Raw genomic sequence first — 15,072 nt, forward strand, 5'->3', positions numbered from 1 at the left:
GGGTCGATGCGATGAGCGCTCGAATCCTGGTTGTTGACGACCAGCCGGCCAATGTCCGGCTCCTCGAGGCCAAGCTGCAGGCCGAGTATTTCGACGTCTGCACGGCGGTAGACGGATTTGCGGCTATCGATGCGGCCAGGGTTGAACAACCCGATCTGATTCTGCTCGATGTCATGATGCCCGGCATGGATGGCTATGAGACCTGCCGGCTGCTGAAAGACGAGCCGCGCACCCGCCATATCCCGGTTGTGATGGTGACCGCGCTGGATCAGCGCGAAGACCGTATCCGCGGCCTGGAATCCGGTGCCGATGATTTTCTCACCAAGCCGATTGACGATGTCACCCTGTTTGCCCGTGTGCGCTCATTGCTGCGCCTGAAGACCGTACTCGACGAATTGCGTCACCGCGAATCAAGCGACGCGCTGAGCTATGTGATGACCGAGCCGATTGGCGATCTGGACTCCGTTGCGCGGGCTGTGGTGATCAGTGGCGATCCGCGGGCGGCGACGCGCTATGCTGCTGCGATGCCAGCCCAGGTGCGCACACAGGTCGAGACCGACGCGGTGGCTGGGCTCGAGGCGGCGCGCAGCCATGCTGACCTCCTGATCGTCGATCTGACCAGTTCCGGCTTTGACGGTTTGCGGCTTTGCGCCCGTATTCGCGCCGATGCCTCGACGCGGCAAATGCCGATCCTCGCCGTCATCAATCCCGGTGATACGCCGACCGCCGTGCGCGCCCTCGATCTGGGTGTGAATGATATTATCCATCGCCCGGTCGATGCCGGCGAGATGATGGCACGCGTCAGCACCCAGCTGCGGCGCAAGCGCTATGCGGACCGATTGCGGACACAGCTCGATGAAAGCCTGGAGATGGCGATTACCGATCCGCTGACCGGGCTTCACAATCGCCGCTATATTGCCTCGCGCCTGCACCAGGCCATGGAGGGCTCCAATAATGGCGGGGCACCGGTGTCCCTGCTGATCGCCGATATCGATCACTTCAAGAGCATCAATGACCGTTTTGGCCATGAAGGCGGCGATTATGTGCTGCGTGGCTTTGCCGAGCGGGTACAGCGCGATCTGCGGGCGCTCGATCTGGCGGCCCGTTATGGCGGTGAGGAATTCGTGATCGTCATGCCCGGAGCCGGCCTGGCCGAGGCGCGGGGCGCGTCGGAGCGCTTGCGGGCTTCGATCGCTTCGGACCCCTTTGATATCGGTGATGGTCGCTCGACCCGTGTCACGGTCAGTATTGGCTGCGCCCAGGCCGAGGATGGCGAAAGCGCTGAATCGCTGCTGCGGCGGGCCGATGAAGCGCTCTACCTCGCCAAGGATGAAGGGCGTAATCGCGTCGAGGCCGCACACAGCGCTGCAGCCTGATCGGGACGGCCTTGGTCACGCGTTTTCATGATGGCAGAAACACGTAGAAGGCCGCAGCATCCGCTGCAGCCTGATCTACGCTTGGCAAGTCAGACGGAAAGCCGCCTTACTTGATTTTGCCTTCTTTGAATTCGACGTGCTTGCGGGCGACCGGGTCGTACTTTTTGAGCACGAGCTTTTCGGTCATGGTGCGCGCATTCTTCTTGGTCACATAGAAGTAACCCGTGCCAGCCGTGGAGTTCAGGCGGATCTTGATGGTAGTAGGTTTCGCCATGGCTCAGTCGTCCTGATGCTGCGCGCGCGCTCGGCCCCATGCCGTCGCGAGAGCGCGCGAACATACGCAAGGCGCAGCAGGTGTCAACTGCGGCGCGCCGCTTTGAGGTGTGTCGCGGCGAGGAAGAGCAGATAGGCACCGGCGCTCGCCGCCAGAACAACCAGCAGGCCGGCCGGGCCGACGCTGTCCATCGCCACGCCTGCAGCCGGTGGCGAGAGCAGCGAGCCAAACCCGTAGGCGAAAATGAACGCCGCATTGGCCGCCGCGATGCGCCCGCCGGTGAAGCGTTCCCCGAGCAGGGACAGCCCGACTGTATAGAGCCCGCTGGCGACGCCGGACTGGATAAACAGGATCGGTACGAGCCAGCCGATCCGTGTTCCAGCGACCCAGACAAGCAGCGGCCCCAGTGTCGCGACCAGGGCGATCACCAGCAGGGTGTTGCGGCGCCCGGTGCGGTCGGCGATCCAGCCCAGCGGAATCTGGAAGACCAGCACACCCATGGCGACGGCAAATACCATGACGCCGATCGAGGCGTGATCGATCGCGATGCGTTCGGCATAGACGGGCAGCATGGAGAAGGTCAGCGTTTCGATCGCGCCGAAGGCCAGGCCCGCCAGAATGGCCGCAGGCGCCGATCCGGCCGCGCCGAGGATCGCACGCGTCGAGGAGTCCTCATGCGCCGGGGCGGTGGCCTGAGGGCCCTTGAGCAAGGCAACGGGGATGATGCCGAGCAGAAAGATTGCGCTGGCGAGGTAGAATGGCAGGACTTCAGCAGTGCTAAAGACGGCGAACAGCAGGCCACCCAGTCCGAAACCGCCAGCTAACGCGGTACCATACACGCCAAGCATAAACGCGCGGCGCTCCGGCGTCACGATCTGGTTGATCCAGGTTTCCGAGATGACGAAGACCACGGTGATGAAACAGCCGACGACGAAGCGAAGAATGAACCAGGGCACGACGTCCGGCATGACCGGGAAGAGCAGGAATACCACTGCCGACAGGATGAGTGAGCCGATCAGCAGGGTCCGCGCCGGTGCCATCGCCATCAGACGGGGCACGATTGGAGCCATCACCAGGGTGGATATGGCGAGCGCGGCGCCATTCAGTCCGACCACCAGTCCGGACCCGGTCATGTATTCCAACCGCAATGAAATCAACGGCATGGACAGACCAAATATGATGCCACAGACCGCCGCGCAGCTGATGGCGGCGAACAGGGCGCGATTATTGGCGTATCGCGGGGCGTCAAGCAGCGTGATCATGGCTCAGCTATAGGCAGGCCGGTATCGTGCGTCAGTGGATTTCTGCACCTGGGCTGGTCAGAGGGTCTCGATTGCCATTTTGCCGCGAACGTCGCGAATCCAGCGCGTTGGCTGAGGCGAGGGCGGCAGGACGCGGCCCAGCTCGTCGAGCACGAAATGTGTCACCATGGGCAGATCGAGCGTGCGGGCCTGCTCCAGCGGGACCCATTGCACATCTTCCAGCTCGGCGCTCGGCTCCGGCGCCCGGTCATCGCACAGCGCTTCGGCATCGGCGGTAAAAAACCAGGTGTCGAAACGCCGTGACCGGCCCGGCGGCGTTACCGCCCGGGTGATCAGGCGCAAGGCTGACAAATCCGGCACCACGCCTGCGGCCCGGAACGGCGCCCAATTGCCGTGGCGCGAGCGGAAAGAGCCTTGCCGGCCGATCAGCAGCCCCGTCTCTTCAGCCGTTTCGCGTACAGCCGCAATCGCGGCAGCGCGCGCGCGGCGTTCCGGCAGGACCCGGCCCATCACGGCCAGAATGTCGGAGGGCAGGTCCTGCGCCAGTGGCGCCGTCAGATCCGCGCGATCAACGCGTCCGCCTGGAAACACGTATTTGTTCGGCATGAAGACATGGCGCGCCGAGCGCCGTCCCATCAGGACTTCGGTCGTCTGACGGCTGCCGCGAGTGAGGATCAGCGAGGCCGCCAGACGCGGCCGCAGGGCCTTGATGGCCGGCTTGCGTATCTCGTCACTCACCGCCGTTTGCCCTTTTTCCATGGCCGTCCCCCGGTGCGACCGCCAGCGGGAGCGCTGCGCCCCGTGCCCCGTTTCGGCCGAGGGCCCGGTTCGGCCTCTGTGACCATGTCCAGCAGCAGGCCACCGGTGATCGGCGTGGCTTCCTCGATGCGCACGGTGACAGACATGCCAAGCCGGTAGCGGCCTCCGGTTTGCTCGCCGATCAGGGCGTGGGCGCGATCGTCATGGACGAAGCGCTCCTCGCCCAGGCGGCTGATCGGCACCAGCCCGTCGGCGCCGGTGGCGGCCAGGCGGACAAAGGCACCAAAGCGCGTCACGCCGGTGATCCGGCCCGGGAATTCCCCGCCGACATGATCGGCCAGATACAGCGCGACAAAGCGGTCAACGGCATCGCGTTCGGCGGCCATGGCGCGCCGTTCCAGCTGGGTAATCTCCTCGGCGATCGAGGTCAGGCGGCTGCGTTCTTCATCGCTCTGGCCGTCATCGCCCAGATTGAGGGCGCGGATCAGGGCCCGGTGGACGGTGAGGTCGGCATAGCGCCGGATCGGCGAGGTGAAATGGGCATAACGTTGCAAATGCAGGCCGAAATGACCCTGATTCACCGTGTGATAGACGGCCTGTGACTGGCTGCGCAGAACGACCTCATTGACGGTCTCATAATGCTCACCGCCCTTGGCTTGCTTGAGCAAATGATTGAAACGGCTGGTCGCGATCTTGTCGCCGCGCGTCCACTTCAAACCGACATTGGGCAGGTAATCCGCCAGCGCATCGATCTTCTCGCGCGAAGGCTCTTCGTGCACCCGGTAGATCAGGGGCACGCGTCTCTCTTCGAGGGTTTCCGCAGCGCAGACATTCGCCTGGATCATGCATTCCTCGATCAGACGATGGGCATCAAAGCGCTCACGCAGCTCAATCCCGGTCACCTTGCCGTCGGCGCCGACGCGCACGCGCCGTTCAGGCGAATCGATCTCGAGCGGTTCGCGTTTGGCGCGAGCAACACACAGGGCCGCATAGGCGCTCCAGAGCGGTCTCAACACGGTATCAAGCAAGGCATTCGCCTTGGCGTTACCGTTGCCGTCTATCGCGTCCTGGGCGTCACTATAGGAGAGCTTGGCGGCGGACTTCATCCAGCCGCGCAGGAATTTGTGGCTCTTTTTCTGGCCAAACCGGTCGAACACCATGCGCACGGCGAGACAGGGGCGTTCCTCGCCCTCGCGCAGCGAGCACAGATCATTGGACAGGCGCTCGGGCAGCATCGGTACGACGCGGTCGGGCAGATAAACGGAATTGCCGCGCTTGAAAGCGCCGCGGTCCAGTTCGCTACCGGGCGTCACATAGGCGGCGACATCGGCGATCGCGACCATCACGATCCAGCCGCCCTCATTCTTCGGATCAGTGTCGGCAGCGGCCCAGACGGCGTCGTCATGATCCTTTGCGTCTTCCGGGTCGATGGTCAGCAGGGGCAGGTCGCGCAGATCCTCGCGGCCTTGCATGCGCGCGGCCTTGACGGTTTCGGCCTCGCGCATCTCCTTGTCGGCAAAACCCGTCGGCACGCCATGCGAGTGCAGCGCAATCACGCTGCCGGCACCGGGGGAATCGACATCGCCGAGCACTTCGAGAATCGTTGCCGTCTTCAGACCGTTGCGGCGTTCCCTGGCGAGTTCGCAAACCACCAGATCGCCATCATTCGCCTTGTCGGATTCGCCCTTGGCCGGCACGAGCTCATGGCGCGAGCGGCGATCAACCGGCACCAGCCGGTATGGCCCCTTGGCCGGCTTGCGCAGGACGCAGAGAATTTTCTGCACCGAATGCCCGAGTTTGCGGATCAGGCGCGCCTCATAGCCGCCTTCATCATCGGCAGCCAGGCGTACCAGAGCCTTGTCACCAACCCCGAGGGCGGCTTCGCCGCGGCCGCCTGCGCCCTGGCCGGGTGCCAGACGGATGAGCGGGACCTTGCCCTCGGAACGAGCCGGCTGGGCCAACAATTCGCCATCAATGTCGCGGCCGGTGATCTCGACGACACAGACTGCGGGCAGCTCGCCGGCGAGGGAATAATTGCGCTGGTCATCGCGCCGGATCACGCCCTCGGCTTCAAGGGCGCCGAGCGCCTGTTTGAGCAGGTGCTTCTGCTCGCCGGTCTTGAGGCCGAGCGCGCGGGCAATGCCACGCTTGTCGAAGCTGCCGGCGCCAAGCTTGATGGCCTCGATCAGGGTTTCCCGGCTGAAGCCGGAAGCAGTCTGTTCCTTGTCGCTCACCGCGATTAATCCGCCTTTCCGGCAGCTGGTTTCTTCGCCGCCGGCTTTTTCGCGGCAGGTTTTCTGGTTGCGGCCTTTTTGGCCGGGGCTTTCTTGGCGGCGCCGTCAACCCCGTCGTCAGCGGCGGCCTTGGCCGGCGCCTTTTTCTTGGCTGGCGCCTTCTTTTTCGCCGCCGGCTTTTTCGCAGGCGCCTTTTTCTTGGCGGCCGGTTTCTTCTTCGGCTTGGCGCCCTTGGCGGCGCGGGCTTCCACCCATTCCATGGCCTGCTCGACGGTCACCGTTTCCGGATCGGTTCCCTTGGGCAGGGTGGCATTGATCTTCTCATACTTCACGTAAGGACCGAAACGGCCGCTCATGATCCGCAATGGTTTGCCATCATGCTCGCCGAGGTCCTTCAGCGTTGTCGCTGAATTCTGACGCCCGCCGCCGGCCTTCTTGTCGGCCAAAACGGCGACAGCCCGGTTGAGGCCGATATCGAACACGTCCTCGACATTGGGGATATTGGCATAGGTCTTTCCATGATGAACATAGGGACCGTATCGGCCGATATTCGAAGTGATCAGCTCGCCATCTTCCGGGTGGGGGCCGATGGTGCGCGGCAGGGCGATCAGCTTGATCGCCTGTTCATCGCTCAGCGTCTGTGGATCCCAGCCCTTGGGGATGGAAGCGCGCTTGGGCTTGGCATCTTCGTCCTCACCGGGGATTTCGAGATACCAGCCGAAACGGCCATTCTTGAGCATGATCATCGAACCGGTGACCGGGTCGACCGTGAGCTCGCGATCACTATCGCCGGCACCCTCATCATTCGGGCTCATCTGGCGTGTGAACTTGCAATCGGGATGGTTCGAGCAGCCCAGGAAAGCGCCGAACTTGCCCAGCCGCAGGCTCAGCGTCCCTTCCTTGCAGGACGGACAGAGGCGCGGATCGCTGCCGTCTTCCTTTTCCGGGAAGATGTGCGGCGCCAGGGCGTCGTTGAGTGCATCCAGTACAGCGGTGATGCGCAGCTCGCCGATATCGTCGATGGCGGCGCGGAAATCGGTCCAGAAGTCACGCAGCAATTGCTTCCAGTCCAGCTCGCCGGCCGAGACCTTGTCCAGCTGGGTTTCGAGCGCTGCGGTGAAATCATATTCGACATAGCGCGCGAAAAAGTTTTCGAGGAAGGCTGTGACGACCCGGCCCTTGTCCTCGGGATAGAAACGGTTTTTCTCGAGGCGGACATAGTCACGCGCCGACAGGACTTGCAGGGTCGAGGCGTAGGTTGAAGGCCGGCCAATGCCGAGCTCTTCCATCCGCTTGACCAGGGATGCTTCCGTGAAGCGCGGCGGCGGCTGGGTGAAGTGCTGGTCAGCATAGGTCTTGGCGATACCGACATCACGGCCGGCGACAACCTTCGGCAGACGGGCTTCGGCCTCGTCTTCCTCATCATCCGTGCCTTCCTGATAGAGGGCAAGGAAGCCGTCGAACAAGAGGACCGAACCGACGGCGCGCAGGGCAGTCTTCTTGTCGGCGCTGTCAATGTCGACCGTGGTGCGTTCGAAGCGCGCGCTTTCCATCTGGCTGGCCATGGCACGGCGCCAGATCAGCTGGTAGAGGCGCGCCATATCGCCATCAAGGCTGAGCGATTCCGGAAGGCGCGAGAAGCTTGTCGGGCGGATGGCTTCGTGCGCCTCCTGGGCATTCTTCGCCTTGGTGGTATAGACGCGCGGCGCCGATGGCACATAGAGCGCGCCATGCTCGCGTGAGATCACATCACGGGCCTGATTGATTGCGGCTCCATCAATCGAGACGCCGTCGGTCCGCATATAGGTGATGAGACCGGTCGTCTCGCCGCCCAGATTGACGCCCTCATAGAGTTTCTGCGCCGTCTGCATGGTGCGGGTCGCCGAGAATCCGAGCTTGCGTGCCGCTTCCTGCTGCAGGGTCGAGGTGGTGAAGGGCGGTGGAGGATTGCGCCGCGTCGGCTTGGCTTCGACGGCGCTGATGGTGAAGCTGGCCGCATCAATCGCTGCGACGGCCGCATTGGCCATGGCGCGGTCCTTGAGCGACATCTTCTGCAATTTCTTCCCGTCATGGGTGACGAGGCGGGCCCGGAAGCTGTCGCTGCCCGACGCGATGTCGGCATCGACCGACCAGTATTCCTCGGAGCGGAATTTCTCGATTTCCAGTTCGCGGTCACAGATCAGGCGCAGCGAGACCGACTGCACCCGGCCAGCCGAACGCGAGCCGGGCAATTTGCGCCACAGCACCGGGGAGAGTGTGAAGCCGACCAGATAGTCCAGCGCGCGGCGGGCCAGATAGGCGTTCACCAATTCCATGTCGACCGCGCGCGGATGCTTCATCGCATCGAGCACGGCCTGTTTGGTGATCGCGTTGAAGGCCACGCGCTCGATCTTCACATCCTTCAGGACGCGGCGCTTGGTCAGCGCTTCGAGCAAGTGCCAGGAAATCGCTTCGCCTTCGCGATCCGGGTCAGTGGCGAGGATCAGACGGTCGGAGTCCTTGAGCGCATCGGCGATCGCCTTGACGCGTTTGGCCGAGGCCGGGTCGACCTCCCACATCATCGCGAAATCTTCGTCCGGTTTGACCGAGCCATCCTTGGCCGGAAGGTCGCGCACATGGCCGAAACTGGCCAGCACGACGAAGTCAGGACCAAGATATTTATTGATGGTCTTGGCTTTGGCAGGGGATTCTACGACGACAACATTCATCGGGTTCATTTCCGGGGCGGGATGAGGAGGACCAGGCTACGGTCAAGGCGCCGGAAAGTGTGCGAGCGGGCAGGCTAAGTCAACAGACAGGCGGCTTTTGGCCTGAAAACACGACGCATCTATCGTCCGGGAGCCACTGTGTAGCAAGGCTCATTGCGGGCGCCAAGTTCGGCACAGGCATGCGCGGCTTCGTCCGCGGTCAACGATTCGAAACGGGCGCGCCACAGCCGATTGCCACCGACATCGACAGCCCGCGCCGCCGGTTGGGCCAGGCTGAGAATGGCGGAAGAGGGTGTGACGCGATCAAGCCGCTCGCGAGCGGCAGCCGCCGAGTTATAAGCCCCGACCTGGACCGACCAGGCCCCGCGCAACAGAGAGGGCTCGTCTGGCGCGCTGCGCGTTGCGGGGCGTGCATCAGCCAGTTGCGAACTTTCGTCGGCCAGCACGATGCGAAGTGGCGGCGCCGCCTGCGTCGATCCCATTTCCACAGGATCCGCAAGGCCGAGGGCGGCGACATCCATCGCGATCAGAGCTTGCTGGCGGATCGGATTGATGCGGGGCGAGGAGAGGGCGGCAAACAGAAGGCGGTCATCGCGTTGTTCCAGCGTGGAGAAAGCGGCTTCGAGCAATTCCTCCGCGTGGGCGTCGCGTGATGCAGCCGTCGGTCCCCCCATGATAACGGCGATCAGCCGGTGCTCGCCGCGCTCGGCGGAGACGACAACGTTGAAGCCGGAAGCGCGGATATAGCCCGTCTTCAAGCCGTCAACGCCTTCGACACGGCCGACCAGTGTGTTGTGATTGCGGTAGGTGCGGCCATCCCAGACAAAGCGAGTTTCGTCGAAATACTGGAAATACTGCGGAAAGTCGCGCTGCAGGGCGATGGCGAGCCGCGCCATGTCGCGCGCCGTGGTCACCTGGCGGCTATCGGGCAGGCCGGACGCATTGCGGAAGGTGGTGCCGGGAAGGCCCAGCTCGTGTGCCCGTGTTGTCATCGCCGCGGCAAAGCCGCTTTCAGTGCCGCCGAGCCGTTCACCGACAGCGACGGCAACATCATTGGCACTGCGGACGACCAGCGCCCGGATCGCGTCCTCGGCCGAGATTGTCGAGCCGATGGGCAAGTCGAGACGTGAGGGCGGGGCGTTGGCGGCGCGAGCCGAGATGCGGATCGGGTCGTTCAGGCCGATCTCGCCGGCTTCCATCGCCTCGAACAGCATATAGAGCGTCATCATCTTGGTCAGCGAGGCGGGGTAGCGCGTGGCTTCCGACTGGCGTGAGTGCAGCACAACCCCGGTATTCTGGTCGACGACAAAAGCTGCATAGCGCGAGGTGTCCGCCCTGGCAGGCGAAAGTGAGGCCATCAGGCTCAGGACCAGCAATAAGCCTGCGGCGAGGCGGAGGGGGTGCGAGATCATTCGTCCAGTGTCCTTCGCGCAGAGTTTCCACTCGGTTAAGGGCTTTCCGACCTCGCCCGAAAGAAATATGGTGCACTGCACAATAAACGCCTTGACGCCAGCGGGGCAGGGGATTAGATATGTTGCGACTGCGAAGAGCCAATGCAGCAAATCAAGAAGTGAACCATGACCGACACGAACACGAAAATCACCCGGACCTCAGCAATCGCTTCTGAAGCGAAAGCGCCGGTGATTGTTGCAGCCGCGCCGAAAGCCGCGAAGCCGGCTGCCGTCGAAAAAACTGCGGCTCCTGCGAAGCCCCTGGCCACCAAGCCAGCGGCGCGCACCAAGCCTGCTGCCAAGGCGCAGGCCGCTAAAAAGAAAACCGTCGTCAGCAAGTCTGCTGCCGCGAAATCGCCAAAACCGGCCGCCGGCAAGTCCGCTGCGTCCGTCAAACAGAAACCGGCCACCAGCAAGCCCGCTGCGAAGGCCCAGACAAAAACGAGCAAGCTCATGAACAACACGATCGAATCCATGACCGCCGCGACCAATGACAGCTTCAAGGAAGGCGTCGAAAAGACGCTGAGCGCTGTCAATGAAGCGACCGCTTTCCACAAGGACACTGTCGAAGCTGTCATCGCTTCCGCGACCGTCACCGGCAAAGGTCTTGAGGCGGCCGGCTCCAATGCCGCTGCCTACGCCAAGACCGCGATGGAAGAAGGCGTTGCCGCCACGAAGGCGCTGTCGTCGGCCAAATCCCTGCAGGAAATCTTCGAGATCCAGTCCAACTACGCCCAGTCGGCGATGGGCAGCTACCTCGCCGAGCTCAACAAGACCACCGAGCTTTTCTCGGGCCTGGTCAAGGATGGCGCGAAGCCGCTGAACACCCGTTTCGCCGCCGTTGCCGAGCTGGCTCAGTCGCAGCGCTAATCGCCGCAGACTGACAATTTTCTCCCCGCCTGGGCCCGGTGTTCTGCACCGGGCCCTTTCTTTTTGCGGTTCGCCTACCCAGATCCATTGGGTTGAAGCGAGAATCGCGGACACACTCAAGCGCCGGATTGCTGAGGGCAAACTCTTCCCTCGGGCTGGCACAAGGCCTATCCTTGCCCCGAAATAACCCTGACTGTCTTTCGAATATGATTTTAATATGACCGAACGAAAACAAGATGATGCAGGGGATGAGGAGGAGCATGGCCTCGCTCTGAAGACGCGGCCGGCGACCAAGAAACCTTCGCTTTACCGTGTTCTGCTACTCAATGATGACTATACGCCAATGGAGTTTGTCGTAGAGGTTCTGGTTCGGATCTTTCGCAAAACCCCTGATGAAGCAGCGACGATCATGCTGCACGTGCACCAGAATGGTGTCGGAATGTGTGGCGTATACACATATGAGGTTGCCGAAACAAAGGTAGCCCAGGTCATGGACGCCGCACGACGGGCTCAACATCCGCTCCAGTGCACGATGGAAAAGGAATAGCGTGGTGCCCTCTTTCTCAGCCGATCTGGAAGACAGCCTTCACCGTGCCCTCGGTTATGCCAATGAGCGCGGTCATGAATTTGCGACACTGGAGCATTTGCTATTGTCCTTGGTGGATGACGGCGATGCCAATGCGGTGATGAAGGCCTGCGACGTCGATCTCGACGAGCTGCGCTCCACCCTGGTCGAATACGTCGATAGCGAGCTCACCGAGCTGGTGGTCGACGATGAGGAAGACGCCAAGCCGACTGCCGGTTTCCAGCGCGTCATCCAGCGCGCCGTGATCCATGTCCAAAACGCCGGACGTGAGGAAGTCACCGGGGCGAATGTCCTGGTCGCCCTGTTCGCCGAACGCGAAAGTCATGCCGCCTATTTCCTCGCCGAGCGCGATATGACGCGCTACGACGCGGTGAATTTCATCTCACATGGTATCGGCCGCAAGCCGGGCGCCACCGAGCAGAAAGTCGTCCGCGGCGTCGAGGAGCCGGAGGAAAAGCGCAAGGACGGCGATGCGCTGACCGCGTATTGCGTCAATCTCAATGAGAAGGCGAAAGCCGGCAAGGTCGATCCATTGATCGGCCGAGATGCCGAGGTCGAGCGCTGCATCCAGGTGCTCGCGCGCCGCCGCAAGAATAATCCGCTTCTGGTCGGTGATCCCGGTGTTGGCAAGACGGCCATCGCCGAGGGTATTGCCCGCAAGATCGTCGAGAATGAAGTTCCCGACGTTCTCGCCAATGCGACCATCTACTCGCTTGATATGGGCTCGCTGCTGGCGGGAACCCGCTATCGCGGCGATTTCGAGGAGCGCATCAAACAAGTCGTCAAGGAATTGGAAGAGAGCGAAGATTCGGTTCTTTTCATTGACGAGATCCACACCGTGATCGGTGCCGGAGCGACTTCGGGCGGCGCGATGGATGCGTCAAACCTGCTCAAGCCGGCCCTTCAGGGTGGTCTGCGCTGCATGGGGTCGACCACCTATAAGGAATACCGTCAGCATTTCGAGAAGGACCGGGCCCTGGCTCGCCGTTTCCAGAAGATCGACGTGGCCGAGCCATCCGTGCCGGACACGATCAAGATCCTTCAGGGGCTGAAATCCTATTTCGAGGACTTCCATGATGTCCGCTTCACCAATGAAGCTTTGAAGACTGCAGTTGAGCTGTCATCGCGTTATATGGGCGACCGCAAATTGCCCGACAAGGCGATCGACGTCATCGACGAAGCCGGGGCGCAAATGCGCCTGATGCCGGTCTCGAAGCGCAAGAAGACGATTGGCGTCAAGGAAGTCGAAGGCGTGGTTGCGACCATGGCCCGCATCCCACCGAAATCCGTCTCCAAGGACGATACCCAGGCGCTCAAGAGCCTGCCCACCGATCTGGGCCGGGTCGTGTTCGGCCAGCAGGATGCGATCGACCGTCTTTCGACCGCGATCAAGCTCTCCCGTGCCGGCCTGCGCGAGCCGAACAAGCCGATTGGCTCCTACCTCTTCTCGGGGCCGACCGGCGTCGGCAAGACAGAAGTGACCAAACAACTGGCCGATATCCTCGGCGTGGAGCTGCTGCGCTTTGACATGTCGGAATATATGGAGCGCCATGCCGTATCGCGCCTGATTGGTGCGCCTCCGGGCTATGTCGGTTTCGACCAGGGTGGTCTGCTCACCGATGGCGTTGACCAGCATCCGCATTGCGTACTGCTGCTCGACGAAATCGAGAAAGCCCATCCGGACCTGTTCAATATCCTGTTGCAGGTCATGGACAATGGCATGCTGACCGACAGCAATGGCAAGAAGGTCGATTTCCGCAATGTCATCCTGGTGATGACGACGAATGCGGGTGCCGCCGATGCTGCCAAGGAAGCGATCGGATTCGGGCGCGGCAAGAAGGATGACGAGGCCGACAAGGCCGTGGAACGCCTGTTCACGCCGGAATTCCGCAACCGTCTGGACGCGGTCATTCCCTTCGCGCCGCTCGGGCCGGAATCGATCAGCCGTGTCGTCGAGAAATTCGTGCTGCAGCTGGAAGCCCAGCTCACCGATCGCGGCGTGACTTTCGAACTGACCCCGGATGCCACCGCCTGGCTCGCCGAGCGCGGCTATGACAGCCGTTTCGGTGCGCGCCCGTTGGGCCGCGTCATTCAGGAGCATATCAAGAAGCCGTTGGCCGACGAGATCCTGTTCGGTGAACTCGCCAAGGGTGGGCTGGTGAAGGTCGACACAGACCCGGCCGATGATAGCCGGCTCGACTTCCATATCACCCCGGGTGACCGCTTGCTGCCACGCAGTGCGAAAGCCGGGAAGAAGGGCAAGAAGGTCGAAGTCTAGGCTTCGGACTTTCGCGCAACGGAATAGAGAAGCGGCGCTCCGATGGGGCGCCGTTTTTCGGTGCGGAAGGCGCAAGCGCTGGTGGTCACGTGGTGCCCCCATGCCGACGCGGATCGCTGGACCCGGCCGGGTGACATCCCGCCATGAGGTTCTTGCTGGAGGCGCAGCCTCCTCATCTCAATACGCCACCGCCGGGACAGGGTCCCGTTTCATGGCAGCGTGTGCGTCTCCCCCGGTCCAACTTGTCCGCCCCCGGCGGCGCGGGGTTATAATCCTGGCCGTATCGCTCTTTGACATCGTCGATTGATCCTCACACACGCGCCCGCGCCGCGCCGGAATGCCGCCGGCGGCCGGCATGACCCTGGCGCAAGGCCGGGTCTGCAATGGCAGAGTGGCAGTCCCTGCCCTCCGCCCTGTCATGGCGTCCGGGCCTGTGCATACAGGGCTGTAGCCCCCTAATGACAGAGTGGCAGACCGGCAGGGTGTTTGCCGCGGAAAACGCAAAATCCCGAATTAAGGGGTGACAGAAATAAATGGTGACAGGCACCCATTTATTCCGTGATTACGCTGCGATGGCGGACGTGGCGGCGCGCCGTTTGGGGCGCCGTTTTCGTTTGGAGAAGCGCGTCGTGGCGCTTACAATCAATCTGATTGAAAGCTAATCACCGAGATATCCATGCCCGAAAAGCCCACCCGTGTCGTTACGGCGCATCTTCCGGAAGACCTCGCCAAGCGCCTTGACGAATACGCCCAACGCCAGGAGCGCTCCAAGGGATGGATCGTCAAACAGGCTCTGACCGACTGGATCAGCCAGGAGGATGAGTGGGATCGAATGACCCGTGAGGGGCTCGCTGCAGCGGATGCCGGCCAGCTCGTCGATCACGTCCGGGTTGAAGCCTGGGCCAAAGGTCTTGGGACGGATGCGCCGCTGCCATTGCCGCTGCCACTGCCGAAGCCGTGAGGCTGGTTTGGTCGAATTTGGCATTGGCAGATTTGGAACGCCTTCACCAGTTTCTGGCGCCGGTAAATTTGCGCGCCGCGGGCGAGGCTGTACGGGAAATTGTCGGGAGCGAAGCCCGGCTTCGAGCGCTGCCGAGGATCGGCACCCGGCTCGATGGATTTGGTGGACGTGACGTGCGGCGCCTCCTGATCGGCTGGTATCAACTGCGCTATGAATTGACGAAAGACCGCATCATCATTCTGCGCGTGCTGCATTCGAGGGAAGTGCGGTGATGGCCGCCAATAACCACACAGGATAGTGTCCGCGCGCCTGA

At 62.5% G+C, this 15,072-nt stretch carries 12 protein-coding genes; 6 read left to right on the top strand and 6 right to left on the bottom strand.

Features of this window, described 5'->3' with window-relative positions; translation table 11 throughout:
* The first annotated feature begins 11 nt into the window (after positions 1-11).
* Complete coding sequence (locus ACN0YJ_RS11740; protein WP_417475829.1) at positions 12-1,376, top strand: PleD family two-component system response regulator; 1,365 nt, start codon at positions 12-14, stop codon at positions 1,374-1,376.
* 106 nt (positions 1,377-1,482) lie between these two features.
* Here the strand turns inward: ACN0YJ_RS11740 and rpmG are convergent, their stop codons facing one another.
* The 6 genes from rpmG to ACN0YJ_RS11770 all read right to left on the bottom strand — a co-directional run bounded on the left by rpmG (position 1,483) and on the right by ACN0YJ_RS11770 (position 10,025).
* Entirely contained in the window at positions 1,483-1,650 is a 168-nt protein-coding gene (gene rpmG / locus ACN0YJ_RS11745; protein WP_009800672.1) for a 50S ribosomal protein L33, read from the bottom strand.
* Between the two features lie 83 nt (positions 1,651-1,733).
* Complete coding sequence (locus ACN0YJ_RS11750; RefSeq protein WP_417475831.1) at positions 1,734-2,912, bottom strand: MFS transporter; 1,179 nt, start codon at positions 2,910-2,912, stop codon at positions 1,734-1,736.
* Between the two features lie 57 nt (positions 2,913-2,969).
* Complete coding sequence (locus tag ACN0YJ_RS11755) at positions 2,970-3,671, bottom strand: NUDIX hydrolase (RefSeq protein ID WP_417475833.1); 702 nt, start codon at positions 3,669-3,671, stop codon at positions 2,970-2,972.
* Positions 3,647-5,905 (bottom strand): ribonuclease R, encoded by a 2,259-nt coding sequence (gene rnr / locus ACN0YJ_RS11760; protein WP_417496303.1) that lies wholly within the window; start codon positions 5,903-5,905, stop codon positions 3,647-3,649. Before rnr ends, ACN0YJ_RS11755 begins: the two co-directional genes overlap by 25 nt.
* 5 nt (positions 5,906-5,910) lie before the next feature.
* Positions 5,911-8,613 (bottom strand): type I DNA topoisomerase, encoded by a 2,703-nt coding sequence (topA, locus tag ACN0YJ_RS11765; RefSeq protein WP_417496304.1) that lies wholly within the window; start codon positions 8,611-8,613, stop codon positions 5,911-5,913.
* Between the two features lie 119 nt (positions 8,614-8,732).
* Complete coding sequence (locus ACN0YJ_RS11770; protein WP_417496305.1) at positions 8,733-10,025, bottom strand: D-alanyl-D-alanine carboxypeptidase; 1,293 nt, start codon at positions 10,023-10,025, stop codon at positions 8,733-8,735.
* Positions 10,026-10,190: 165 nt separating this feature from the next.
* Between ACN0YJ_RS11770 and ACN0YJ_RS11775 the strand changes: the two genes are divergently transcribed.
* The 5 genes from ACN0YJ_RS11775 to ACN0YJ_RS11795 all read left to right on the top strand — a co-directional run bounded on the left by ACN0YJ_RS11775 (position 10,191) and on the right by ACN0YJ_RS11795 (position 15,031).
* Positions 10,191-10,934, top strand: a complete 744-nt coding sequence (locus ACN0YJ_RS11775; RefSeq protein WP_417496306.1) for a phasin family protein — start codon at positions 10,191-10,193, stop codon at positions 10,932-10,934.
* Positions 10,935-11,151: 217 nt separating this feature from the next.
* Positions 11,152-11,481, top strand: coding sequence for an ATP-dependent Clp protease adapter ClpS (gene clpS / locus ACN0YJ_RS11780; RefSeq protein ID WP_417475842.1), 330 nt, complete (start codon positions 11,152-11,154; stop codon positions 11,479-11,481).
* Between the two features lie 4 nt (positions 11,482-11,485).
* Positions 11,486-13,798, top strand: coding sequence for an ATP-dependent Clp protease ATP-binding subunit ClpA (clpA, locus tag ACN0YJ_RS11785; protein WP_417489873.1), 2,313 nt, complete (start codon positions 11,486-11,488; stop codon positions 13,796-13,798).
* Positions 13,799-14,474: 676 nt separating this feature from the next.
* Positions 14,475-14,759: a CopG family ribbon-helix-helix protein gene (locus tag ACN0YJ_RS11790; RefSeq protein WP_417489874.1), complete on the top strand. Its 285-nt coding sequence runs from the start codon at positions 14,475-14,477 to the stop codon at positions 14,757-14,759.
* Positions 14,756-15,031 (top strand): type II toxin-antitoxin system RelE/ParE family toxin, encoded by a 276-nt coding sequence (locus ACN0YJ_RS11795; protein ID WP_417489875.1) that lies wholly within the window; start codon positions 14,756-14,758, stop codon positions 15,029-15,031. The genes ACN0YJ_RS11790 and ACN0YJ_RS11795 overlap by 4 nt, the downstream gene beginning before the upstream one ends.
* The last annotated feature ends 41 nt before the right edge of the window (positions 15,032-15,072 follow it).

The organism is Maricaulis sp. (assembly GCF_048270095.1).
Classification (GTDB): domain Bacteria; phylum Pseudomonadota; class Alphaproteobacteria; order Caulobacterales; family Maricaulaceae; genus Maricaulis.

Excerpts from the sequence above, each read along its gene's own strand:
- rpmG (WP_009800672.1), bottom strand. The coding sequence starts at position 1,650 with ATGGCGAAACCTACTACCATCAAGATCCGCCTGAACTCCACGGCTGGC.
- topA (WP_417496304.1), bottom strand. The coding sequence starts at position 8,613 with ATGAATGTTGTCGTCGTAGAATCCCCTGCCAAAGCCAAGACCATCAAT.
- ACN0YJ_RS11755 (WP_417475833.1), bottom strand. The coding sequence starts at position 3,671 with ATGGAAAAAGGGCAAACGGCGGTGAGTGACGAGATACGCAAGCCGGCC.
- ACN0YJ_RS11770 (WP_417496305.1), bottom strand. The coding sequence starts at position 10,025 with ATGATCTCGCACCCCCTCCGCCTCGCCGCAGGCTTATTGCTGGTCCTG.
- ACN0YJ_RS11790 (WP_417489874.1), top strand. The coding sequence starts at position 14,475 with ATGCCCGAAAAGCCCACCCGTGTCGTTACGGCGCATCTTCCGGAAGAC.
- ACN0YJ_RS11740 (WP_417475829.1), top strand. The coding sequence starts at position 12 with ATGAGCGCTCGAATCCTGGTTGTTGACGACCAGCCGGCCAATGTCCGG.
- clpS (WP_417475842.1), top strand. The coding sequence starts at position 11,152 with ATGACCGAACGAAAACAAGATGATGCAGGGGATGAGGAGGAGCATGGC.
- ACN0YJ_RS11775 (WP_417496306.1), top strand. The coding sequence starts at position 10,191 with ATGACCGACACGAACACGAAAATCACCCGGACCTCAGCAATCGCTTCT.
- ACN0YJ_RS11750 (WP_417475831.1), bottom strand. The coding sequence starts at position 2,912 with ATGATCACGCTGCTTGACGCCCCGCGATACGCCAATAATCGCGCCCTG.